Source organism: Ureibacillus sp. GCM10028918, from assembly GCF_042666115.1.
In the GTDB taxonomy this organism is placed as follows: Bacteria; Bacillota; Bacilli; order Bacillales_A; family Planococcaceae; genus Ureibacillus.
The window spans coordinates 262,639-283,487 of record NZ_JBHTFK010000007.1; the positions used below are offsets into that span (position 1 = coordinate 262,639).

The following is a 20,849-nucleotide window of genomic DNA, read 5'->3' on the forward strand; positions in this document are numbered from 1 at the left end:
TCAATGGCGGATTTATTATTCGAAGTGAACAATGGGAAAGCAACGATTACATTAAATCGACCGGAAAGCTTTAATGCCTTCAGCGAGGAAATGATTCTACTTTGGATTCAGGCATTAGAAGAAGTGCGAGATGATGATTCCATCAGGGTCCTTCTTGTAAAAGGCAACGGCAAATCATTTTGTGCAGGTGGCGATGTCAAGGCGATGGTAGCTGGAAAAGGCTTCTTTGAAAGTCAGGAAGATATCACGTCAACAGCACTTGCCAGAAAAAATTCCCTATGGAAGAAAGTTCAGCGGATTCCGCTGCTATTGGAGGAAATTGATAAACCTGTCGTATGTCAAATGCAGGGCTTTGCGATGGGCGCAGGATTAGATATGGCCCTAATGTGCGATATTCGAATTGCGGCAGCTTCAGCTAAAGTCTCCGAGAGCTATATTAATGTAGGCATTGTACCTGGAGATGGAGGCGCATACTTTTTACCGAAACTAGCAGGGATTGATCAGGCACTGGATATGTTGTGGACAGCCAGAGTTCTAACAGCGGAGGAAGCGAAAGAAAAGGGGCTGGTTACCTTTGTTGTACCGGATGAAGAGCTGGATGCTTTTGTTGAAGCTTATATTGAGAAGTTAAGTAATGGTCCACAAGAGGCTATGAGAATTATAAAGCGGGCAGTTTATCAAAGCCAGACAATGAGTCTGCGTTCTTCGCTAGACTATATTTCTTCCAAAATGGGGATTGTTACAGAATTACAAGATTATAAAGAAGGTGTATCGGCGGTGTTGGAAAAGAGGAAAGCGAAATTTAACTAACAGTTGCTAGGGGGAGGAGTCTTTGCTTAGCGCTATCATAAGAGGAAAAGAGGATATCGAAAAGGCAACGACATAAGTAAAAGACTAAGGAGGGTGTACGATGCGGCCATTAGATGGGATTCGAGTATTGGATTTATCAAGAGTATATGCGGCACCAGCTGGCTCGATGATGATGGCTGATTTAGGAGCCGAGGTTATTCGGATCGAGCATCCGAATGGGTCAGATAGTATGCGTGATTGGGGTCCATTTGTGAATGAGCAAAGTACCTATTATCTATGTGCCAACCGAAACAAAAAATCCATTTTACTGGATTTGAAAAAGGATGAGGATAAAAAGAAATTCCTTTCCTTGCTTGAGGATGCAGATGTGGTGCTGGAAAATTTTAAAACGGGTGATATGGCAAAAATGGGATTAGGTTATGAGGTCCTAAAAAAAGTAAACCCACGAATTATTTATTGTGCTGTCACTGGCTTTGGGCAAACCGGACCACTTGCACATGAACCGGGGTTTGACCCTGTGATTCAAGCAATGAGTGGGTTAATGGATGTTACGGGAGATGCAGACGGTGAAGCAACTAAAGTGGGGGTACCTATTGCAGATATTCTAACTTCCAATTATGTGGTCATAGGAATTCTAGCTGCGTTACGCCAACGTGATCAGACGAATGAAGGGCAATTCATCGACCTTGCTCTTCTTGATGTACAGCTAGGCTCACTGGCAAATGTATCAAGCGCTTATTTAAATGCCAATTTCGCCTCAAAACGTTTAGGCAATAAACATAATAATGTCGCTCCTTATCAAGTGTTTCCTTGTGCAGATGGGCCATTAATGTTCTGTGTCGGTACGGATGCTCAATTTGAAAAGTTTTGCAAAATGATAAACAGAGAACAATGGGCTACAGATGAGCGTTTTAAAAAAAATACAGCAAGAAAGCAAAACGAACAGGTACTAACAGAACTTCTTCAGGAAATTACCGTAACGAAAACTCGGGATGAATGGCTGGCTCTTTTGCAACAATATAAAATTCCAGGTGGTCGGGTAAATACCATCGAGGAAGCTCTGGAACAGCCACAGGTGAAGGCGAGAGATTTAATTGGTGAAATCGAACATCCGAGTTACGGTAAAGTAAAGTTTGTCAAAAATCCATTACAGCATTCCGGGTTGAATATTTCGTATGAGCAGGCACCACCCTTATTAGGTGAACACACAGCCGACTATTTAAATCCTTTAAAGATTTAATCTTTAATTGTACTTAACGAAAAATAGTAGGGTTTGCTATTATGGTTGTAAGGGGGATGCTTCATGGATCAAACGACATTTGAAAAAAATTATCTCATGAATACGGTTCAAAAAACGATTTTAATATTAAGGGCGTTTACAAGGGAAGAACCTAAATTAACGCTAACCGATCTTCATAAAATAACAGGCATCGGTATCTCTAGTTTGCAACGATTTGTAGCAACCCTGGTATATGAAGGATTTCTGATCAAAGATGAAAAATCCAAACAGTATCAATTAGGTTTATCCTTATTTTATCTAGGAAAATTGGTGGAGCAAGAGTCGACGATATTAGCCGTAGCCGAGCCGGTTTTAAAATCTTTGAGCGAAAAAATCGGAGAAAGTGTGTCGATGAGCATATTTGACGGCGACCAGCGAAGATGTATCCTGAATTACGAAAGTGTACATTCACTAACGGCCAGAAATCAAGTCGGAGACACGTCTCCTTTATATGCCGGGGCATCTGCGAAGGCGTTGCTTGCTTATCTTCCTCAAGGAGAAATAAATGATTATTTAGATCGGGTAAAACGGGTGCCCATTACAAAATCAACAGTCGTCGATCGAGATAAGCTTTTAGCTGAATTAGAAACGATTCGTCATCAGGGGTATGTGGCAACAAAGAGTGAACGAATCATCGGCGCTTGTTCGATAAGCACACCAATCCTTTCATTAGGAAGACCAATTGCCTCCATCGCAATCATTATTCCGGATGTCCGTTATCTGGATGAGCAAACAGAAATGTACGCGGAGTATATTCTGGAGGCAAAAGGAGAAATTGAAAAACAACTCTCGAAGAGATGAAAAACTGCTTGTCTTCCCAAGCAGTTTTTTTATTTGAACAATTTCTTTCCCAGATTCACATTTAGGTTTATTTAATATCTGGAGGGGTACAAATTATACTAATTTAGAATAGGAGGAGTCGATATGTACCCATCAGGTAATGAACACCTAGGAAGATCTAATATAGTAGTAGCTAACGATAAACAAGAGGCACTCGCAATTATCGAAAGATTAAAAGCAGATGGTATGCAAACGGGCGATATTCATGTAGTTGGTAAAGATTTAATTGAATTTGCCAATTTGAAATGGGATGCCGAAATCAATCTCCACCGAATTGGGAATACCGGAGACAAAATCAAATCTTTCTTGACAGGAGAAGATTCGGAAATAGAAGGTTTAAAGCATGCAAAGCTACCAGCAGACAATCTCCATCTCTATAAGAAAATAATAGATGGTGGTGGGGTGCTGATCTATACGGACGAATATTTGGACACGACAAAAATTGCAAATCAGATGGAAAGAGACCCTAATATTATTGACGATACGTCGACGTATGATGATGGTACACGATACTAAGATAGATGAAATTTAAAGTTAATAGTTTAAGTGAAAAGCATTCATCCTATCAATATAGATGAATGCTTCTTTTGATATTTTTGAGTAGGAGTTAGAAAAACCACCTGGCATTCGATTTTTGCAAAAGATGGTCTTCATTAGGGTTATGAAAACCCCTTCGCATTAGATTCTCACAATTTATCTCCTTCATTCCATTAGCAGCCCAGTCCCTTCTCTTTCTCATATCTCAGTTTGAATCAGCGGAAAGCTAATTTGTCAAGTGGAAAATTTAAAATAATGTTTGCAACTTCCCCTCCAGGGTAAAAAACTAATAACCTATTAAAAGGAGGAATTCAAGAATGTATTCAAACAATATGAACGGAAGTAGTTACAACATTGAGGTAGCACACACTACACAAGAGGCTTGGGCGATTATTGACAGATTGAAGAATGATGGAATTCCAAAAGGTCAGATTAATATTGTAGGGAAAGATTTAGTCGAATTTACGAATTTAAAATGGGATGCTGATGTAGATGTACACAATGCCGGTAATTTTGCGGATAAATTTAAAGCGTTCTTTTCAGGTGAAGATGCCGTGATGGAAGGTTTGAGAGACGCAGATTTACCAGAAAGCCAGTTGCTCCACTATAAACAAGTAGTGGAAAATGGCGGAGTCCTCATCTATACAGATGAGTATATAGACACGACGGTGGTAGAACGCGATTTAAATACAGGGCTAGATTCGTATTCAATTGATCGCAATCCATTAATTTAAATTGAGACAACAAGAGCAGGACATGGCTCGACTGATATTCATACAGTTAATGAAGGCTGAAGCTTTTATTAACAAAAGAGGCGTTAATCCTAGATGGGATTAATGCCTCTTTTTCAATCTAATGTTTTAATAAATTACGTACTGGGTAGTAGTATAATAGACTATTAAAAGGAGGAATTCAGACTTGTATTCATCATCAAACTTTAATAATCCAGGCGATCTTCATATTGAGGTGGCACACACAAGAAATGAGGCAATGGAAATTATTGATCGATTGAAAACTAGTGGAACTCCAATGGGTCAAATTCATCTGGTAGGAAAAAATCTAGATGCGTTTGCGGACCTGAAATGGGATGCTGATGTTGATATGCACCACACAGGGAACGCTGTCGATAAATTTAAGTCGTTATTTACTGGTGAAAATGCCGTTATAGAAGGTCTAAAGGGAACAGACGTACCTGAGTCACAGCTCGAGCATTATAAACAAGTTGTAGAAAACGGTGGCGTCCTCATCTATTTGAACGATGAGATGGATGAATATATAGACAGAACCCCCGTAGAACGAGATCTTCATATAGACCACACGTATTTAGATCGTCGTAACTACTTCTAAATTTACTAAAGAAATATACAGCTCTAAACGAGTGGCATGAATCCAAGGTGGGTTGATGCTGCTTTTTTGTTGATTGGAAATGATGGGATTTTGTTGTACTGAAATGTAAAATATATACATTTTAATTACTTTGAGATTTATTATAGGTTCATCTCGTTTTACTCAGTGAAATGGCAAGGAGGGGTGACATGGAAGAAGACAATCCAGAAGAAATGACATTACATGTTATTGCTGACATAGAAGTAGTCAAGTTAGAAAATGAATGGCGTGTGCCTTTATTTGAGGAATAAATGAAACTTATCCAGTTACCATTCGTATATAAATAAGAATCACAAAATGGTGAATTTTCACCGAGTTTATGTGCAAGAAGGGGAGAAAAGATTTACTTTGAATCATTGACTGAAAAAGCTATTATTTTTAGTCTATTTTGTTACTATTGCGGATGCATATTATTCATCTATATATAGAGAGACCAAGTTGCCTCCGCGTATGCAAACTCCAAATGTGGTAGTTGTTGAACCAGATATATCAATGGTTTATATGCGGTAGCAAAGATTAAGAAAAGGCCTCCAGTTTTGGAGGCTTTCAGACTGTTGACAAACGCTCGCATACTGCGTTGGTTGCCTCGTTCGTCCCCTCATGAACCTTTTGTTCTATTCGGGTCTTCACTTGGCTTCCCGCCTTGTCTGGCAAGCGTTTTCAAGTCAGTCTGAGGTATCTTTAATTTTCAAGTATTTCTATAAAAATGAGTGTAGACAAAGTCGATCATCGACTTTGTCTACACTCAGAGGCCTCCAGTTTTGGAGGCTTTTATGTTTGAATATGTTCGTCGACACAGGGCTAAGCAGGGCGCTTGCGCTTTGCTTAATTTGTAATTCCTAAACGTCTCGCTGCTCTTAGCCATTGCGGGAATTCATTAAATAAACGATTGTATAGCTCATCATCACTAATTTTATCTAAGTCGTCGAGAGCAAAGAAGTTCGCATTGTCTACTACACGCCCTGATAAGGTGTCGAGCCTTTCTAGGACGCCATAATTCGCATTGCCGATTCCGACAAACTGCCAAAAAATATTCTCCTTCGAGCTTTCGACCAATAGCTCGGAAATTTTCTTCTCTGCATAAACCCCGCCATCACTGAAGAAGATGATATACGTAGGAAGGTCCTTAGTCGGCTCTTCCACAGTGAATTTTTGAATGACATCTGCCATGACACGCGGTTCATTATTGCCAGCGCCAACTCCTCCAAAGATACGCGGTTTTGGATAGATCCGTTTCACATAATCCTCGTAGTCACTTTCTCTTACACTTGGTGCCCGCATGAATTTATCTCCGAAAAACCAAACATCTAATACACCATCATCATCCATGCACGCAGCGATTGCGAGTACTTTTTCAAAAGCACGCTGGACCGTTCCTTTACTATACAGCATCGACATAGACCCTGAAGCATCAATCACTGCGGCAACTCGAGCCTTCTCTGTAGTTAATTTGTGTTTTTCAAGGGAGACGGCTACTTTTTTCTTTAATAGATCGATTTTCGTCAAATTTACTTTTGAGGAAGAGGGAGGAGGAGTTTCGATTACTACAGAAGGCACCTCTACAGAATCCTCAGCTTCATCCTCTACGACAACCCCATGTGCTTCAGCTAAGGGTTTGAGTCCTCCGTTAAACCCTTGGCCAATTCCTCTAAACTTAAACCAATCCTTGTAACGATAGATTTCAGCTAGAACAAGAGAAGTTTCTTCACTTAGTTGCTGGATATTAAATAAGATTTCGCCATTCAACGATTTAACTGTAATTTTTAAGTTTTGCACATCTTTTAAAGTCCCTGACCCATCTAGCGTTACCGCGAAGACACACTTTTGAATATTAGATGGTTGGAGTGAAGGTAATGATAATGAAAATGTTTTAGCTGTTGGTGCTGTATCTTGGAGTTTTATCATGCTAGTAGGATCAGTTGGTTGGTTATAAAAAATCATATAATCATCGGATGGAACCTTTCCATCAGCTTGGACCAAAAAGCAGCTTACATCTATGTCGGCAGGGGAGTAGCTCCACTCAATGACGATCTCAAGAGCAGAATCCTTAGCAATGGGTGTATTGGCCCCTTGTACTAGGGTAACTGTATTATTTGTCATCAAAACCCTCCAAGTCAATTATGATAATACTAGTCTACTGAACCATTAGATAATTATCAAACAGGAAGATTTTACCTAAATAGATTCGTATTATTATATAATTGAGGTACTTATTTTATTAAACCAATACCATGCATCCTATTAGTGTTAGCTACTTTTAGTCTGAATGTTTACATTAATATAACCCGTTATGTTTTAGTTAGGTGGAGGGAGCATGGTTTAAAAAGTACTAATCTGAAAGGAAGGATCAACATGAATATTGAATGTACACGATTTCGCGTAAAGCAAGGAAAAACGGAGAAAGTTAATGAGTGGTTAGCATTCTTAAATGAGCACATGGAAGATGTATTGGTCACTCTAGAAGGTGAGAAAATGTTCGTCGAGACCATCTTTCGGGAAGTGTTAAATGGAGAAGAATATTTATATTGGTATTCCGTTCAAGGTACAGTTGGCGTTGCCGTAGAAGAATCTGAATATTGGATCGATAAAAGGCACCTAGAGTATTGGGATGAATGTATTGATGAAACCTATCGCCCGGTTGACTTACAAACTGAAGTGGTAATGATACCGAAAAATGTCAAAGATGCAATGAGATAGGAATACATAACGTGTAGTTTTATTAAGATGGCGGTGGCTCTGCTAGTGGATTATGTCATGAAATGTATAGGAGTGGAAGAAATGAAAAGGCTGGTTGTAATAACAGTAGGGAAAACCCATAGTGGAAAAACCACATTTGCAAGGGCATTAGAAAAAGAGTTAAGCCATTCCCTTGTGATAGACCAGGATAACCACGCCGAATTTATCAATACATACTATAAGAACCTCCTCCCTATACAAGGCTCAAACACTCTTAAACATGAGATTTCAAGGCTGATTATTCAGTATGGAAAAAACCATACGAACCTTCAGTTTATTATCTGCAATGCCAATCGAAGTCGAAAAGATCGACGATATTTGTTGGAAGAGTTATTTAATCAAAATCAATTCATCCGTATACTTGTCCATTTCGATATCCCAGATAAAGTACTACAAAATCGCGTAACTCAAAGCAGGAGAAGTACCAATATCTTTAGAGGAGCAACTAGTTTTGAGGAAGTTCTTATCCGGCAACAAGCGGAATCTTTAAAAGAAGATGTATCTAATCCAATTGAAGGGGAAGCGAATCGTTTATTTGTCATTAAAGACAATAAAGAAGTAGAAGCGGTTATAAACCATAGAGAATTCACTATTAAAGTAAAGATGGGTACTCCCGTTGTAATTGTATTTAGGGAACAATTATAGAATAAAGTAAAACATGTAACTAATATAATACTAAGTGAATCCAAAAGAATGGAAGTGTTGTATTTGAGAATCTTGGTAACTGGTTCAACAGGACAGCTTGGTTCAGCTTTGCTAAGTCAATTAAAAGATTGTAATTACCAAGTTAAAATAACTTCAAGAAGTAAGCCTGAAGGAATAGGAGATTTTAAGTGGGTTTATAGCGATTTACTGTCAGGGGAAGGTTTGGATGAAGCAGTTAAGGATGTAGATGTAATTATTTACGCTGCAACAAGTCCAACAAAAAAATCTAAAACAATTGAGGTTACAGGTTTCGAGAATTTTCTAAGTAAAGTAGAACACATACAACATTTTATTTATCCATCAATCGTAGGTATCGAGGAAATCCCGTTCAAATATTATAGACTTAAGTGCGAAGCTGAAAGATTGCTAAAGAATAGTAACATTCCCTATACCATCGCACGTGCTACTCAATTTCATAGCTTTGTTGAAAACTTGCTTTTATCAAAACCATTTTTTAATAGATATGTTATCCCTGGAAAAATCAACTTTCAAAGCGTGGATGTTAGCGAATTTGCCGGATATTTAATCGATTTAGTCAATAAAGGTCCTCAAGGAAAAGTAGAAGATTTTTGCGGCCCGGAAAAACTGACATTAAAAGAAATGGCAGAGCTGAAAATTAAGATTAACAATGAAACGAATCATGTATTAAGTATCCCATTGGCAGGTAAGCTATACAAATCTTTAATCGAAGGGAAAAATACAAACTCAATGAATAAAATAGGAGAAATTACATTTGAAGAATATCTGAGAAATAAGTTGGTTTAAAGTCGAGAGTGTGTCTTGAATGTGCAGAAGCTTGCGGAAGTATGGCATAATTACTTTGGGAATCTTCATCATTGAGAGATTTAAGACATTTCTAGGAGTGACCATAGATGCCGTTGACTTTTGCACATCCAGCAGCTGTTTTACCCTTTTCAAGGAATAGTAAATATGTTAATTTTTTAGCGATGGTTTTAGGTAGTATGTCACCAGATTTTGAGTACTTTCTTCGTGGAATGCCTTCTGGCGAGATTGGTCATACATTTACTGGTTTTGTAGCTTTTAATCTACCTCTTATAGTCATCATATATTTAATTTATAAGAGATATATACATAGAACATTATTTCAACATCTTCCTTCATTTTTGCAAGAGCCTTATTCCCCAAAGCCAAACTCAACGGTGCTGTTGAAGGTTTTGGTCTTCTTATACTCGGCTATATTTGGAATGCTAACCCATGTAGTTTGGGATTCATTTACTCATTTAGATGGATATATGGTGAGGAATCTAGCAATTCTAACTTTTCCTGTTCATATTCTTGATTATCAAATTCTAGTCTTTAAGTTTCTTCAACATGGGAGTACGTTGGTTGGGATTACCGTGATTTTAGGGTATATGTACATTCGAGCAAAAAGAAATCGAAGTAACCGTGACGAGACCACAAGCCCAAAACAAAAATTCATGTATTGGGGTCACATTGCATTTTCTACTATCCTAGTATTTTGCTTATGGTATTTCATCGATGAAGTACCAGTTCAAGCGTATGGCGTTATTGTTGTTCGAATAATCGACTCGGCTTTAATAAGCTTATTATTGATTTCAATCTATTTTAATTACATCAATAGAGTCAAGGTAGGAAACTATTCATAAAAGGAACGAGGGCATTAATCCGACGTGGGTTAGTGTCCTTTTTCTTAGAGGATCCAACAAAAGAATACTACAGATTTTCATGATGGAGGTAAAGCACTGTTGTAAGCAGATTCCATTAGATGAAACGTAAAATATTCCAAATAAGTGGGTTAGCCTTATAACGAACAAACAAAATGGGTGTGTAATATTTACAGAAAAAGATGATTGAAAGAAATATGACCGGGTAAACAAAAAATATAACAGAACTAGGAGGTAATGGAATGGCAACCAAGGAACTTGCACTGCACGAAAAATTGGAGTTGCATGAAGTGCTGATCTTTAAAACAGCATGTGTAACGAAAAGTAAGTTATTTGTAGATCTTGTTCAAGATGAGAAGCTAAAAGAAATTATCCAGGAAGACCTAGAACTATCCACAAAGGCAATCAAAGATTTAAGAAAAGTACTGGCGGATGCAAGTGAATAACAAGAATGGAGGAAAATCGATAATGGCTACAAAAAAGACAGATGAAACAAATAATGAACAGCTTGAAATGCCAATGATTGATGATCTTGCAATTGCTACCGATTTACTTGTCTCGGCGAAAGCGGGTGTGAGAAATCTTGCAACAGCCATTACAGAAACGGCTACTCCTTCTGTGAAAAAGCTGTTGCGCCGTGAATTGGATACTGCGATTGACACGCATGATAAGATTGCTCAATATATGATTAAAAATGAAATGTATCATGCTTATGATTTAGAAGAACAGATGAAGTCTGATTTAGAAAAAGCCGATTTTGTTTTAGATTCGGTTAAAAAATAAAGGTGAAAAAGTCTTGGATTCAGTTTCCGAGCTCTCAGACTGTTGCAAACTCAAATCACGAATTTGCAACAGTCTTTTTCAATTTAAGTTAATTAATCGTATCCTGTAACCTTGAATTCAACCATCAACTCTTTTCGTAAGGACAGTTACTTTTTGTAAATATGGGGAAGTAATTACTTTTTAGGGTATTATATTATTGAGAGTTGTTGGTTAACGGGTAGCTTACTTTTCATACTGACGGGGGTGGCGTTGGTATTGTCAAAATTAAATGCTGGACAAAGTGTGTTTAATACACAAAGGACTTGTGGCATGTGGTTAATCTACATAGGTCTTGTCATTATAATTTCAGCTCTTGCAGGCTTAAGTGTAAGTGTACATATAAGCTATTTTTGTTCGACTTGTATCATGATTTTGGTCACATAATGTTCCGCCTGATTCTTTACGACGGAATCATACACATACTCTTCAAAAACATAATCTCCTAAGGTTAAATTTAAGCGTTCCATTTCTGAAAAAAGACGCGAATAGGTAGTGCCGATTGTTTTTTCATCCCCGAGATGATAACCGATGAGAAAATCGCCCTTTACAGCTTTAAAATAGGGGTGACCTTCCTTTGGAGTTGGTTGCTCGATATATAAATAACTATAATTCGAGAATTCGCCCTTCAGTACTTGCTCCCGTTCGGTTATGCTCCCAATCGGATATCCGGAATCCAGATGCGATACGCTCAATTCCTCGATGAAATCCGATATGACTTCCACAAATTCTTCATCCGTGATATTTTCAATTTTCCTGCTCAAATACAGTGTGGCTTCTGGTAATTGTTCAAGGGTAATCCCATTAAAAGCAAGGTCTGAAGCCTCTTCCATTAACGCAATTTTAGCCTCGATCATTTTTTCTTTCGCTTCAATCTCCTGGCGCTTTTTCACAATTTCTTCTTTCTTTTGATACATTAACGACAGAAATCTTTCGGGTGATTTATTTTGCATGTACTGTTGGATATCGCTGAGCGACATGCCAAGATCCTTTAATAAATCAATAACAAAAAATAATTCTAATTGGTGAACAGAATAGTAACGGTACCCATTTTTATTTTTCATAACCGGTGTTAGAAGCCCAATCTGATCATAATAAAAAAGAGTCTGTTTGTTTACTTTGCAAAGCTTCGCAAATTCACCAGTTGTTAAATATTTGCCATCTTTTTTACTCAATTTTTACAACACCACCCTTGACTATATAGTTACTATATACACTAGGATAGGAGTTGTAAATATTTAATAAACGGAGCAAATTAGTTTGTAGTACTTAGGTTTTTAAGGAGAATGAAAAAGATGAAAACGCATAAGGTCACCCTGGGATTGCTATTGATGAATTTATTTATAGCCTTTTTGGGGATTGGTTTAGTAATTCCGGTTTTGCCGACACTGATGAATGATTTAGGGATAAACGGAACGACAGTTGGTTATTTAACAGCAGCTTTTGCTGTTGCGCAACTAATTGTTTCACCGTTTGCAGGTAAAGCGGTTGATAAATTTGGCAGAAAAATTATGATTGTTATTGGTTTATTTATTTTCGGTGTTTCAGAATTATTATTTGGACTCGGTAAAGAAATCGAAGTGTTATTTATTTCTCGTATTTTAGGGGGAATTAGTGCAGGTTTCATTATGCCTGCTGTTACTGCTTTTATTGCGGATATTACCAATCTAGGTAACCGCGCCAAAGCACTCGGATATATGTCAGCCGCAATTAGTACAGGATTTATTATTGGTCCAGGTATTGGAGGGTTTCTAGCCGAATTTGGAACACGTATACCATTCTTCTTTGCAGGTGGTCTAGGTATAACTGCGGGTATACTTTCCATTCTTTTATTAAGAGAGCCAGAACGTAAAGAAGAAACTTATGAACAAGATGAAGATGGCGAGGTTGGCATCAAGCGTATTACTGCGCCAAAATATCTGATTGCATTTATATTAATCTTTATTGCTTCGTTTGGTTTAGCCGCTTTTGAGTCGTTCTTTAGTCTATTTACCGATCATAAATTTGGATTTAAACCATCTGATATAGCGATAGTCATCACGGGTGGGGCTATATTTGGTGCAGTTGCTCAAGTACTCCTTTTTGATAGACTAACTCGTATTTGGGGAGAAATCAAACTCATCCGATACAGCTTGATATTATCAGCCATACTGGTCTTTTTAATGACAGTAGTTCATTCCTATTTTTCTATTTTACTTGTAACATTTATCGTCTTTGTTGGATTTGATTTATTCCGACCAGCTGTGACATCCTATCTTTCAACTATTGCCGGGAATGAACAAGGTTTTGTTGGTGGTATGAACTCTATGTTTACAAGCCTGGCGAACATTAGTGGACCAATTCTCGGGGGAATGTTATTTGATGTAGATATCAACTACCCTTACTATTTCTCGGCGGTTCTACTAGTATTGGGTATTATTTTAACAATGTTCTGGAAGAAGCCAGTGAATAATATCTCTGCTACTAAAGTGGAAGCGAGAACAGCAGAACTGTAATAACAAATAGGGCGTTAATCCAAAGAAATGGGATTAGCGCCTTTTTATGTGTAAACGCAAGAGGAATTGATCTTTTAACTTTTAAGGTTTTTTTAAGGTTCATCATTGATAATTGAAAGTAAGTTAAGGTTGTTTAGTCAATATTTCCGTAAGAAGATCTAATTGTTGAAAGTGAAAATAAACTAAAAATTGTTATGGGTGGCCAGAATCAAATGAAAAAAATATCTACAAAAATTATTCTCTTATCATTGCTAAACTCAGTACTGGTAGCAGTTATTAACGTAGCTGCATCATTAGTTATGCGAAATGGTGGCAGTGATACGTCAGCCACTACTTCTAATCAAGAAACCGTGCAACAGATGCAAACAGGATTTATAATTCCGACACCAGTATTATGCGGATTGATTATTTCTTTAGTCATTGGAGTGGTCTTATCATACTTTTTAGGAAAATCAATAGAAAAGCCCATTGTCAAAGTAACCGAGTTTGCGGAAAAAACAGCGGATTTAAATCTGGCTGATACTGATGAGGAATTAGAACAATTGATTCATATAAAGGATCAAACAGGGGATATGGCAAGAGCATTATACGAAACAAGAAAAAAATTAAAGATCATCGCTTCTGAATTACAAACGGTGTCTTTAACTGTTACGGATCAATCGGAAAACCTCACTGAAAATACAGGGGAGAATGTGAGCTCCATTACACAAGTAGTAACGACAATTGATCAAATGGCAGCGGTTAACTCTGAGCAAGCCAAGACAATGAGTGGAATTAGTGGGACGTTATCAGATGTGGTTTTGCTAATAGACGAGATCGCCACAAAAACTTCTGAAAGTGCTGAACAGGCTTATCAATCGTTAGCATCTATTAATGAAGGACAAACAAGTGTTGATAAGCAGACGAGGAAAATGGATCAGACGCTGCAAGTATCCAGTGAAGTCAATCGTTCCATTAACGAACTAAAAGGGATGATTGATCAAGTAACTGGATTCGTAGGAATGATTACATCTATTGCTGGCCAAACGAATCTCCTTGCTTTGAATGCCTCTATTGAAGCGGCTAGAGCAGGTGAGGCCGGTAAAGGATTTGCCGTGGTGGCAGATGAAATTAGGAAGCTGGCGGAAGAGACTTCCAGTTCGGCAAGTAAAATTACATCTATTATTGAAAAGACTTCAGCCAAAACAGATTTAGCCGTCGCAAATATTGAACATTCCAATCAATTAATAGATGAACAACGAGATGGATTGAAGATTACAGAACAGGCGTTTAATAAAATAAAGAGTATGTATGAAGGAATTGTAGACGGATTAAAAAATACGGCAGCAGCTATGGGATCGGTAAATGAGAATTCTAAAACGGTATCGGGTCAAATTCAAGAATTGACATCACAGGCAGCAGACTTTGCTGCAAGCACAGAAGAAATTTCGGCAACAGGTCAAGAACAGTTAGCTTCTACTGAAATCATTGCAAGTTCTGCGAAAGAGTTGGATAAGTTGGCAATCAAGTTGAACGAACAGATTAAGAAATTCAAAATAAAATAGGCAATTCGGTAAAATCCTGCAATCATTGTCGTACATTAATCTAGGAGTCGGTTCAATTATGTTGAATCGACTCCTTTCTTGTTTTTGTGTTAGCTAACTTAAAAATCACATTCCATTTCAGTTCTTCTGTAGGCAAAATCGTACGTAGCTTCTAACAAGGAATCGCTAATGTCTACCAGCTGGTTTGGATCAACACCAAAGTATCTTACTAAAAACTGCATCATGTTTTGTCGCTCTTTTTCCGTAATCATTTTACCACTCCTTATATATGATATATAACAGTATATTTATATTTATCCTGATATATAACAGATATAAGCCTAATTTTTAAAATAATTTTATCATTATTGTATAAAAATGTCATAGCTGAAACTTTTAGGAAGTTATTGCGTAAATAAATTATAAACCAAATCAAGAGGGGAGATTTAGCATGAAGAAAGTTCTGTTAGCGGTAGCAGGAATTTTGGTTATGGCAGGTGCAATTATTTTCTATTCCGAATTTAGAACAGTAAATTTTGTAGATGCATTTCTCGCAAATCCTGAAGAATTAGCAGATAAAGTACATGGTGTTACGATTTGGGGTGAGGGGGATGATGATGTATCTTTTGAGGCTTTAGCAACTTTCAACCCAACTAATGAGAATTATGATGAAATACTTGCTGCTTTAAGTGAATGGGAAGTGAAAAGGACTCTATTCCAAGAAATAGATTACACAAACTTGTACAAATTGGATATTGCGAATAATGCCCAACCAATGAACCCATTTGACATAAAGGTTACATCTGATGGGATGATGAATATTCATGGTAAGGAATACAAGCTTGTAAGTGGCAGTTCAATAGAAGAATTAATTGACATGGCGAAATGAAGTTATAGCGATCATTATGCTATTGTGGTGGCTAAGGGGGAAATTAGAATGAAAAAACTGATTTTACCATTACTGGGGTTTTGGATTTTGGCAGCTATCTTTATTTTTTATCCCGAAGTTAAAACAAGGAATTTTATAGATGCCTTTATAACAAGCTCGGATAACTTAGAAGAAGTCGTGCAAGGGATTGAGATTAGGAAGGATGGGGCAATTGTAGCCATTCTAGAGCCAACTGATGAGCAGTATGAAGAAGTACTTGCAGCTTTAAAAGAGTGGGAAGTTAAAAGAGCCTTGTTTAAAGATATGGACCCTAATCAAGAAAAGTACCAATTGAATATGAATGATGCCACAACAATGGCTTCTTTTCACATGGTAATCACCAATGATGGAATGATCGACATCCGCGGCAAAGAATATGAACTAGTAAATGGCAGTTCAATAGATGAAATAATTGAAGCAGCGAAATAAATGCATCTCGATATAGGGGGCTATGCAGCATTCTTAGTTAAAAAGGGGTTAAAGCAAGGGGAGAGATCTTAGTGATTGTATGAAAACAAGCCTTTAACAAAACGTGGGGAAAGATTTATGGAAAATTAAAAACGCTGTTGATTTAAGGATCAACAGCGTAAATTATCTTACTGATTTTTCATCAATATTTTGTGAGGAACTGGAATAGGCTAGTGATTTGTCTATGAATTTTTTAGTAAGAGGCATAAAGTAATGAAGGAGTACTCCTCCGAAACAAACAGTTAATACGGTTCCGATGCCAATGGGTCCTCCAAACAACATTGCCATAATCAAGAATACGATGTATATAATTGTTCTCGACCAGAAGATACTAGTTCTCGTTAATTCTTGTAGGATTAATGTTAACCGGTCAACTGGGATCGGGGCAAAATTAGTCTGCAAATAGATTGCAGTTCCGAGTCCTATAACAACCAAGCCGATTACGAAACAAACGATTCTACTGTACCATAGTTCAGGAACTATCAAGTTGTGCAATAAAAAAAGCCACACATCAATACCAACCCCCGTTATTACAGCTGTGACCAACCCTGAAACTTCAGGTCTTTGTCTCTTTAAAATTGCATTGCAGACGATCAATAATGCAGCGATTATTACTTCCCAACTTCCCACAGTAAGCCCCACATTATTGGACAGACCTACTAAAAGAGCATCAAAAGGGGAAGTACCAAGGTTTGATTGTATAGTGAAGCTGATGCCAAGAGTTAATATCAAAATTCCAAATATATAAAAACCATATTTCACTCTTCTCGCCTCTAATTGCTAGACAGTTCTTTGCCCATTAGAACATGCGGGATACCATCTTCCATAAAGACATCGGATTTAGTCTGATAACCAAGATTTTTATAAAAACCTTCTGCATGTGTTTGTCCATGTAATTTCACCTGAGAGGCCCCACGTTCTACAGCGATTTCTTCCAACGCCTTAATAATGATTTTGCCAAGTCCAAATTTGCGGTAAGGAATGAGGATGCAGATTCTTTCCAATTTTCCTATGCCCTCAACAAACCTGATTCTTCCAGTGCCGACTGGTTGTTCATTGTAATGGACTAATATGTGTTCGCAAAGACCATCTAGATTATCAAATTGGTCAAACTCATCTTCTAATGGAACGCCTTGTTCCTTAACAAATACTTCTTTCCTTATAGCAAATGCCATATTTAATTCTTCATCATTCGTTATTCTTTTTACATTCATGCTTATCAGTCCTTTTTTAATTAACATCGTTTTTGTTGCATTTGCATCAAAATTGATTTAAGTTTACTATATACTACTTATTGTTGCATTTGCAACAATAATAAAAAACTAAGGAGTACATGATGAAGGAAATTCTTCGTGAAATTGGCATGATTGCAAGGGCCCTCGATTCGATAAGTAATATAGAATTCAAAGAATTGGACCTTACAAAAGGGCAGTATTTGTACCTTGTACGAATATGCGAACATCCTGGAATCATTCAGGAAAAGCTAGCTGAAATGATTAAAGTAGATCGAACAACGGCAGCTCGGGCTATAAAAAAATTGGAGAGTAATGGCTTTATTGAAAAGAAAGATGATGAAAATAACAAAAAAATAAAAAAGCTGTTTCCAACAGAAAAAGGGGAAAGTGTATACCCGTTTATTAAAAGAGAAAATGATTATTCCAATCTTGTTGCACTAAAAGGGTTTTCAGAAGAAGAAGCAGAGTCCATTTTCAACCTTCTTCAAAGAGTAAGAAACAATGTAGAAAAAGATTGGGAATTTGTAAAAAAGGGGAACAAGCGAGAGTACTGATTAGAGGGGGACTATGTGATATGACGATAAAAATAAAAAAGTGTACACTTGAAGACTTACAAACGCTTCAAAAAATAAGTACCGAAACATTCAACGATACATTTAAAGATCAAAATTCACCTGAAAATATGCAAGCTTATTTGGAAAGAGCATTCAACTTAAAACAATTAGAAGAAGAGTTATCAAATCAATTTTCACAATTCTTATTTGTGTATTTTAATAATGAGGTTGCAGGATATTTGAAGGTCAATACTAGTGATGCCCAAACTGAAAAAATGGGAGACCAATCACTTGAAATCGAAAGGATTTACATTAAGAGCGAATTTCAAAAACATGGGCTAGGTAAATATCTGCTAAATCAAGCAATTGAAGTGGCAACAACACTTCATAAAGAGAAAATCTGGCTCGGTGTATGGGAGAAAAATGAAAATGCCATCGCTTTTTATAGGAGAATGGGATTTGAACAAACGGGAGTTCACTCATTTTATATGGGTGATGAAGAACAAATAGATTATTTAATGACAAAAACACTCCTATAACTTCTGCGAATTGCTAACAGTGCACTTCTAAAATGTGGTAAAATATGGTTAAATATATTTCTGGCATTGGAAAAGCTTGTATAGAAATAATTATTTATATGGAGCAATACGTTTTGTACAAAAATGTATTGCTTTCTTTTGTAATTGCTGTCACACCGAAGGCATGGCAAGGAGGAAACTATAGTGCTGATGATTACTGAAAATGTGAAAGGAAAACAGTATAAACAGCTTATTGAATTACTTGCAAGAAGCTGTAATCGGGTTGCTTTTGTTGAGAACAGACAACTAATGGAGAATGAAGAATCCAGGCTAGCCTATGTTGATCAATTGATAACAGATATTAATGACCAGCTCATCGAAAGGAAAATTCAACGAAAGTGGGAAACAACAGCTCTTGGCCATGGTACAGCGTATGTTTATTATTTTCGATTAAATAACGCAACAACCCAATTTCTAAAAGAATGCTCTGACTCGCTTTTTGGCTGGATGCCCCCTGAATTGCCGGAGGATTTGATGTTTTATCAAGACGATCAATGCTTGCTCGCTGCTTGCTCACACGAAGGTTTCTTTCTGGTGGATGAATCAATATGGAATACATTACACCAAATAAGAAATTAAAAACAGAATAGAATGGGTTTCGGATTATGAAGCTTATCTATACTAAACGGTTAAAAGGAGATACATCATGGGGTTTAAAGAAGAATTTAAACGAGAGATGCGTAATGTGAAGAATGATGCAGCAAAAGAGGTCGACAAATATTGGGCGATTGATTTTGAAGGGCATAAAATAGAGATACATAATAAGATGCTAGAAGAAAGTTTACTAGTGGATGGTCGTATGATTGCTAACAACAAACGGAAATCCATTTGGTCGCACATATTCCCGTATTCAACTTTGTCGGGTACATTTCAAACAAAAGATGGTAAGCAACATAAAGTGCATGTAAAAATAGGTGGATTTGTCCGTTTGAATATTTCGGTGAAAGTCGATGGACAGGTTCTATTAAAGGAAGCAATGACACTTGAGTTTTTACCATGGGCAAACAAAGAAATGATTGTCCCGTATCTTGAACAGCAAATAAAAGAACATAAGAAAATTGTTACTACAGATTTACCTGATGATGCCTACTTAGTGGATGAAAACCATCCAAAGCTAGCTCCTGGCTTATCCGATCAACTAGTTTCCGAAGGAGTGACACCATTCTATACGAAAAAGCTCCTCAAAGTATTTATGGAGCAAGTAGAAAATCCAACGAATGAAACACGAAAAGCAACTTATGAGAAAATTAAAGAGGAGAAAGTAATTAGCTATTTCCAAGAGCTGATCGAGCTATTCTCGCAGGAGGAAAAGGACGAGCAGCGGGTACAGCAAGAAGCAATTTGGTTGCTTGAAAACGCAGCTCATCGAGAAGTCGTGAAATTCGCCATCATTATTCTAGGATGCACTAATTGTGAAAGCATCAAAGAACGTTTACAAATACTTGCTTTACACGAAGAATTTACAGGTGTTGCTCTGTTTGCACTGAAAAATGGGACAAGTAATGCGAATGAGACAATCTGGCAAATTGCCAAGTCCGTGAATGGTTGGGGGAAAATTGAAGCGATTAACTTTTTAGAAGCGAATACGGAAGAGATTCAATTTTGGCTTTTAACAGAAGGCACAAGAAATAATATAATGAACAGTTATTCTTCTCTTATTTGTGCTGAAAAAGGAAAGCTCGATATATTGTTGCATGAATCGGATACCTCTAAGGAGTTATTTATCGGTGCTGGAGAAATTATCCTAGGTTTACTAGGTGATGAGACATATCAACCACTTGATGATTATGAATATGCGGGCCAGGTACTTATGCGTTATACCTATCATGCGAAAACACATTGTAGTGAAATAACGCAATTTTATATACTGACACGCATAACTGAATATATGAACGAAAGTGAGGAGACATGGGAGGAACGCTATGCTGCCAATTGGAAAACTCACGAACGGCAAGCGGTACATGACACGATTGAAGAAATCGCGAAAAAACCAAATTGGGTACAACAAACTTTGACGATACTCCAATCAGAAAATGCATACCATACAGAGGCAATAGCTGTTGCGCAGTATCTTGAAATGGACATTACCGGGATTTCGATGAAAAGTTAAAAAGCGTGGCAAAGGTATTTTGACTGTCCTTGTGGTTTGATAGGTAGGCTGGTACATTAGCAAAGTTAAATTACATAATTATTACGAGGGACAATTCTTGAAGAAGCAGGAATTGTCTCTTTTTTAATACATACTAGATGAAGAGAGTACCAAAGAACACTAAGATATACATTTTGCTCAAGTTAAGATGCACATAAGAG

The 20,849-nt window shown here is 37.2% G+C and carries 26 protein-coding genes; 21 read left to right on the forward strand and 5 right to left on the reverse strand.

The features are described from left to right. The first annotated feature begins 3 nt into the window (after positions 1-3). From ACFQU5_RS10480 to ACFQU5_RS10505, 6 genes are all read left to right on the forward strand, one after another. On the forward strand, positions 4-810 hold the full coding sequence (locus tag ACFQU5_RS10480; protein WP_390287496.1) for an enoyl-CoA hydratase/isomerase family protein: 807 nt from the start codon (positions 4-6) through the stop codon (positions 808-810). Positions 811-910: 100 nt separating this feature from the next. Continuing rightward, positions 911-2,050 carry a CaiB/BaiF CoA transferase family protein gene (locus ACFQU5_RS10485; protein ID WP_390287498.1) on the forward strand — a complete coding sequence of 380 codons (1,140 nt, stop codon included), beginning with the start codon at positions 911-913 and terminating at the stop codon, positions 2,048-2,050. Positions 2,051-2,113: 63 nt separating this feature from the next. Then, positions 2,114-2,890, forward strand: a complete 777-nt coding sequence (locus ACFQU5_RS10490; RefSeq protein ID WP_390287500.1) for an IclR family transcriptional regulator — start codon at positions 2,114-2,116, stop codon at positions 2,888-2,890. Between the two features lie 123 nt (positions 2,891-3,013). Continuing rightward, entirely contained in the window at positions 3,014-3,445 is a 432-nt protein-coding gene (locus tag ACFQU5_RS10495; RefSeq protein WP_390287502.1) for a hypothetical protein, read from the forward strand. A gap of 338 nt (positions 3,446-3,783) precedes the next feature. Continuing rightward, positions 3,784-4,200 (forward strand): general stress protein, encoded by a 417-nt coding sequence (locus ACFQU5_RS10500; RefSeq protein ID WP_390287504.1) that lies wholly within the window; start codon positions 3,784-3,786, stop codon positions 4,198-4,200. Between the two features lie 184 nt (positions 4,201-4,384). Next, entirely contained in the window at positions 4,385-4,813 is a 429-nt protein-coding gene (locus tag ACFQU5_RS10505) for a general stress protein (protein ID WP_390287506.1), read from the forward strand. A gap of 864 nt (positions 4,814-5,677) precedes the next feature. On the opposite strand, the gene ACFQU5_RS10510 is transcribed toward ACFQU5_RS10505, so the two are convergent. Then, a complete protein-coding gene (locus tag ACFQU5_RS10510; protein ID WP_390287508.1) occupies positions 5,678-6,952 on the reverse strand; it encodes a vWA domain-containing protein in 1,275 nt (424 codons plus the stop codon). A gap of 252 nt (positions 6,953-7,204) precedes the next feature. On the opposite strand from ACFQU5_RS10510, the gene ACFQU5_RS10515 reads away from it, so the two are divergent. The 7 genes from ACFQU5_RS10515 to ACFQU5_RS10545 all read left to right on the forward strand — a co-directional run bounded on the left by ACFQU5_RS10515 (position 7,205) and on the right by ACFQU5_RS10545 (position 11,145). Next, complete coding sequence (locus tag ACFQU5_RS10515; RefSeq protein ID WP_390287510.1) at positions 7,205-7,549, forward strand: DUF6176 family protein; 345 nt, start codon at positions 7,205-7,207, stop codon at positions 7,547-7,549. Positions 7,550-7,630: 81 nt separating this feature from the next. Further along, positions 7,631-8,233 (forward strand): AAA family ATPase, encoded by a 603-nt coding sequence (locus ACFQU5_RS10520; protein WP_390287512.1) that lies wholly within the window; start codon positions 7,631-7,633, stop codon positions 8,231-8,233. 48 nt (positions 8,234-8,281) lie between these two features. Further along, complete coding sequence (locus ACFQU5_RS10525) at positions 8,282-9,058, forward strand: SDR family oxidoreductase (RefSeq protein ID WP_390287514.1); 777 nt, start codon at positions 8,282-8,284, stop codon at positions 9,056-9,058. Between the two features lie 107 nt (positions 9,059-9,165). After that, positions 9,166-9,921 (forward strand): DUF4184 family protein, encoded by a 756-nt coding sequence (locus tag ACFQU5_RS10530; protein WP_390287516.1) that lies wholly within the window; start codon positions 9,166-9,168, stop codon positions 9,919-9,921. Positions 9,922-10,181: 260 nt separating this feature from the next. Beyond that, the gene (locus ACFQU5_RS10535) at positions 10,182-10,385 is read left to right on the forward strand and encodes a spore coat protein (RefSeq protein ID WP_390287518.1); all 204 of its coding nucleotides are present in this window, start codon (positions 10,182-10,184) and stop codon (positions 10,383-10,385) included. A gap of 22 nt (positions 10,386-10,407) precedes the next feature. After that, positions 10,408-10,722, forward strand: a complete 315-nt coding sequence (locus ACFQU5_RS10540; protein ID WP_390287520.1) for a spore coat protein — start codon at positions 10,408-10,410, stop codon at positions 10,720-10,722. Between the two features lie 309 nt (positions 10,723-11,031). Continuing rightward, positions 11,032-11,145 carry a hypothetical protein gene (locus ACFQU5_RS10545; RefSeq protein ID WP_390287944.1) on the forward strand — a complete coding sequence of 38 codons (114 nt, stop codon included), beginning with the start codon at positions 11,032-11,034 and terminating at the stop codon, positions 11,143-11,145. Here the strand turns inward: ACFQU5_RS10545 and ACFQU5_RS10550 are convergent. After that, positions 11,106-11,933: a MerR family transcriptional regulator gene (locus ACFQU5_RS10550; RefSeq protein ID WP_390287522.1), complete on the reverse strand. Its 828-nt coding sequence runs from the start codon at positions 11,931-11,933 to the stop codon at positions 11,106-11,108. The genes ACFQU5_RS10545 and ACFQU5_RS10550 overlap by 40 nt on opposite strands. 120 nt (positions 11,934-12,053) lie before the next feature. Here ACFQU5_RS10550 and norA point away from each other — a divergent pair, with 120 nt between their 5' ends. Continuing rightward, the gene (gene norA, locus ACFQU5_RS10555) at positions 12,054-13,253 is read left to right on the forward strand and encodes a multidrug efflux MFS transporter NorA (protein WP_390287524.1); all 1,200 of its coding nucleotides are present in this window, start codon (positions 12,054-12,056) and stop codon (positions 13,251-13,253) included. A 212-nt stretch (positions 13,254-13,465) separates the two neighbouring features. Next, positions 13,466-14,797 carry a methyl-accepting chemotaxis protein gene (locus ACFQU5_RS10560; protein ID WP_390287526.1) on the forward strand — a complete coding sequence of 444 codons (1,332 nt, stop codon included), beginning with the start codon at positions 13,466-13,468 and terminating at the stop codon, positions 14,795-14,797. Between the two features lie 98 nt (positions 14,798-14,895). Here ACFQU5_RS10560 and ACFQU5_RS10565 read toward each other — a convergent pair whose 3' ends face one another. Continuing rightward, positions 14,896-15,048, reverse strand: coding sequence for a hypothetical protein (locus ACFQU5_RS10565; RefSeq protein ID WP_390287528.1), 153 nt, complete (start codon positions 15,046-15,048; stop codon positions 14,896-14,898). Between the two features lie 179 nt (positions 15,049-15,227). Between ACFQU5_RS10565 and ACFQU5_RS10570 the strand changes: the two genes are divergently transcribed. Next, a complete protein-coding gene (locus ACFQU5_RS10570) occupies positions 15,228-15,665 on the forward strand; it encodes a hypothetical protein (RefSeq protein ID WP_390287530.1) in 438 nt (145 codons plus the stop codon). Between the two features lie 48 nt (positions 15,666-15,713). Continuing rightward, positions 15,714-16,133, forward strand: coding sequence for a hypothetical protein (locus tag ACFQU5_RS10575; RefSeq protein WP_390287532.1), 420 nt, complete (start codon positions 15,714-15,716; stop codon positions 16,131-16,133). A gap of 162 nt (positions 16,134-16,295) precedes the next feature. Here ACFQU5_RS10575 and ACFQU5_RS10580 read toward each other — a convergent pair whose 3' ends face one another. Together ACFQU5_RS10580 and ACFQU5_RS10585 are read right to left on the reverse strand one after the other, a co-directional pair. Continuing rightward, entirely contained in the window at positions 16,296-16,934 is a 639-nt protein-coding gene (locus ACFQU5_RS10580) for a YczE/YyaS/YitT family protein (protein WP_390287534.1), read from the reverse strand. Positions 16,935-16,945: 11 nt separating this feature from the next. Further along, entirely contained in the window at positions 16,946-17,386 is a 441-nt protein-coding gene (locus ACFQU5_RS10585; protein WP_390287536.1) for a GNAT family N-acetyltransferase, read from the reverse strand. A gap of 122 nt (positions 17,387-17,508) precedes the next feature. Here ACFQU5_RS10585 and ACFQU5_RS10590 point away from each other — a divergent pair, with 122 nt between their 5' ends. The 4 genes from ACFQU5_RS10590 (at position 17,509) to ACFQU5_RS10605 (ending at position 20,649) form a co-directional block, all read left to right on the forward strand. Further along, positions 17,509-17,961, forward strand: a complete 453-nt coding sequence (locus ACFQU5_RS10590; RefSeq protein ID WP_390287538.1) for a MarR family winged helix-turn-helix transcriptional regulator — start codon at positions 17,509-17,511, stop codon at positions 17,959-17,961. Between the two features lie 20 nt (positions 17,962-17,981). Continuing rightward, positions 17,982-18,500, forward strand: coding sequence for a spermidine/spermine N(1)-acetyltransferase (paiA, locus tag ACFQU5_RS10595; RefSeq protein ID WP_390287540.1), 519 nt, complete (start codon positions 17,982-17,984; stop codon positions 18,498-18,500). A 189-nt stretch (positions 18,501-18,689) separates the two neighbouring features. Then, positions 18,690-19,118, forward strand: a complete 429-nt coding sequence (locus ACFQU5_RS10600) for a stage III sporulation protein AH (RefSeq protein WP_390287946.1) — start codon at positions 18,690-18,692, stop codon at positions 19,116-19,118. A gap of 67 nt (positions 19,119-19,185) precedes the next feature. Beyond that, on the forward strand, positions 19,186-20,649 hold the full coding sequence (locus tag ACFQU5_RS10605) for a hypothetical protein (RefSeq protein ID WP_390287542.1): 1,464 nt from the start codon (positions 19,186-19,188) through the stop codon (positions 20,647-20,649). Positions 20,650-20,849 lie beyond the last annotated feature (200 nt).

Bases quoted from the DNA above. Each gene is read 5' to 3' on its own strand.
- ACFQU5_RS10480 (WP_390287496.1), top strand. From the start codon at position 4: ATGGCGGATTTATTATTCGAAGTGAACAATGGGAAAGCAACGATTACA.
- ACFQU5_RS10485 (WP_390287498.1), top strand. From the start codon at position 911: ATGCGGCCATTAGATGGGATTCGAGTATTGGATTTATCAAGAGTATAT.
- ACFQU5_RS10490 (WP_390287500.1), top strand. From the start codon at position 2,114: ATGGATCAAACGACATTTGAAAAAAATTATCTCATGAATACGGTTCAA.
- ACFQU5_RS10495 (WP_390287502.1), top strand. From the start codon at position 3,014: ATGTACCCATCAGGTAATGAACACCTAGGAAGATCTAATATAGTAGTA.
- ACFQU5_RS10500 (WP_390287504.1), top strand. From the start codon at position 3,784: ATGTATTCAAACAATATGAACGGAAGTAGTTACAACATTGAGGTAGCA.
- ACFQU5_RS10510 (WP_390287508.1), bottom strand. From the start codon at position 6,952: ATGACAAATAATACAGTTACCCTAGTACAAGGGGCCAATACACCCATT.
- ACFQU5_RS10515 (WP_390287510.1), top strand. From the start codon at position 7,205: ATGAATATTGAATGTACACGATTTCGCGTAAAGCAAGGAAAAACGGAG.
- ACFQU5_RS10520 (WP_390287512.1), top strand. From the start codon at position 7,631: ATGAAAAGGCTGGTTGTAATAACAGTAGGGAAAACCCATAGTGGAAAA.
- ACFQU5_RS10525 (WP_390287514.1), top strand. From the start codon at position 8,282: ATGGAAGTGTTGTATTTGAGAATCTTGGTAACTGGTTCAACAGGACAG.
- ACFQU5_RS10530 (WP_390287516.1), top strand. From the start codon at position 9,166: ATGCCGTTGACTTTTGCACATCCAGCAGCTGTTTTACCCTTTTCAAGG.
- ACFQU5_RS10535 (WP_390287518.1), top strand. From the start codon at position 10,182: ATGGCAACCAAGGAACTTGCACTGCACGAAAAATTGGAGTTGCATGAA.
- ACFQU5_RS10540 (WP_390287520.1), top strand. From the start codon at position 10,408: ATGGCTACAAAAAAGACAGATGAAACAAATAATGAACAGCTTGAAATG.
- ACFQU5_RS10545 (WP_390287944.1), top strand. From the start codon at position 11,032: ATGTGGTTAATCTACATAGGTCTTGTCATTATAATTTCAGCTCTTGCA.
- norA (WP_390287524.1), top strand. From the start codon at position 12,054: ATGAAAACGCATAAGGTCACCCTGGGATTGCTATTGATGAATTTATTT.
- ACFQU5_RS10560 (WP_390287526.1), top strand. From the start codon at position 13,466: ATGAAAAAAATATCTACAAAAATTATTCTCTTATCATTGCTAAACTCA.
- ACFQU5_RS10565 (WP_390287528.1), bottom strand. From the start codon at position 15,048: ATGATTACGGAAAAAGAGCGACAAAACATGATGCAGTTTTTAGTAAGA.
- ACFQU5_RS10570 (WP_390287530.1), top strand. From the start codon at position 15,228: ATGAAGAAAGTTCTGTTAGCGGTAGCAGGAATTTTGGTTATGGCAGGT.
- ACFQU5_RS10575 (WP_390287532.1), top strand. From the start codon at position 15,714: ATGAAAAAACTGATTTTACCATTACTGGGGTTTTGGATTTTGGCAGCT.
- ACFQU5_RS10585 (WP_390287536.1), bottom strand. From the start codon at position 17,386: ATGAATGTAAAAAGAATAACGAATGATGAAGAATTAAATATGGCATTT.
- ACFQU5_RS10590 (WP_390287538.1), top strand. From the start codon at position 17,509: ATGAAGGAAATTCTTCGTGAAATTGGCATGATTGCAAGGGCCCTCGAT.
- paiA (WP_390287540.1), top strand. From the start codon at position 17,982: ATGACGATAAAAATAAAAAAGTGTACACTTGAAGACTTACAAACGCTT.
- ACFQU5_RS10600 (WP_390287946.1), top strand. From the start codon at position 18,690: ATGATTACTGAAAATGTGAAAGGAAAACAGTATAAACAGCTTATTGAA.
- ACFQU5_RS10605 (WP_390287542.1), top strand. From the start codon at position 19,186: ATGGGGTTTAAAGAAGAATTTAAACGAGAGATGCGTAATGTGAAGAAT.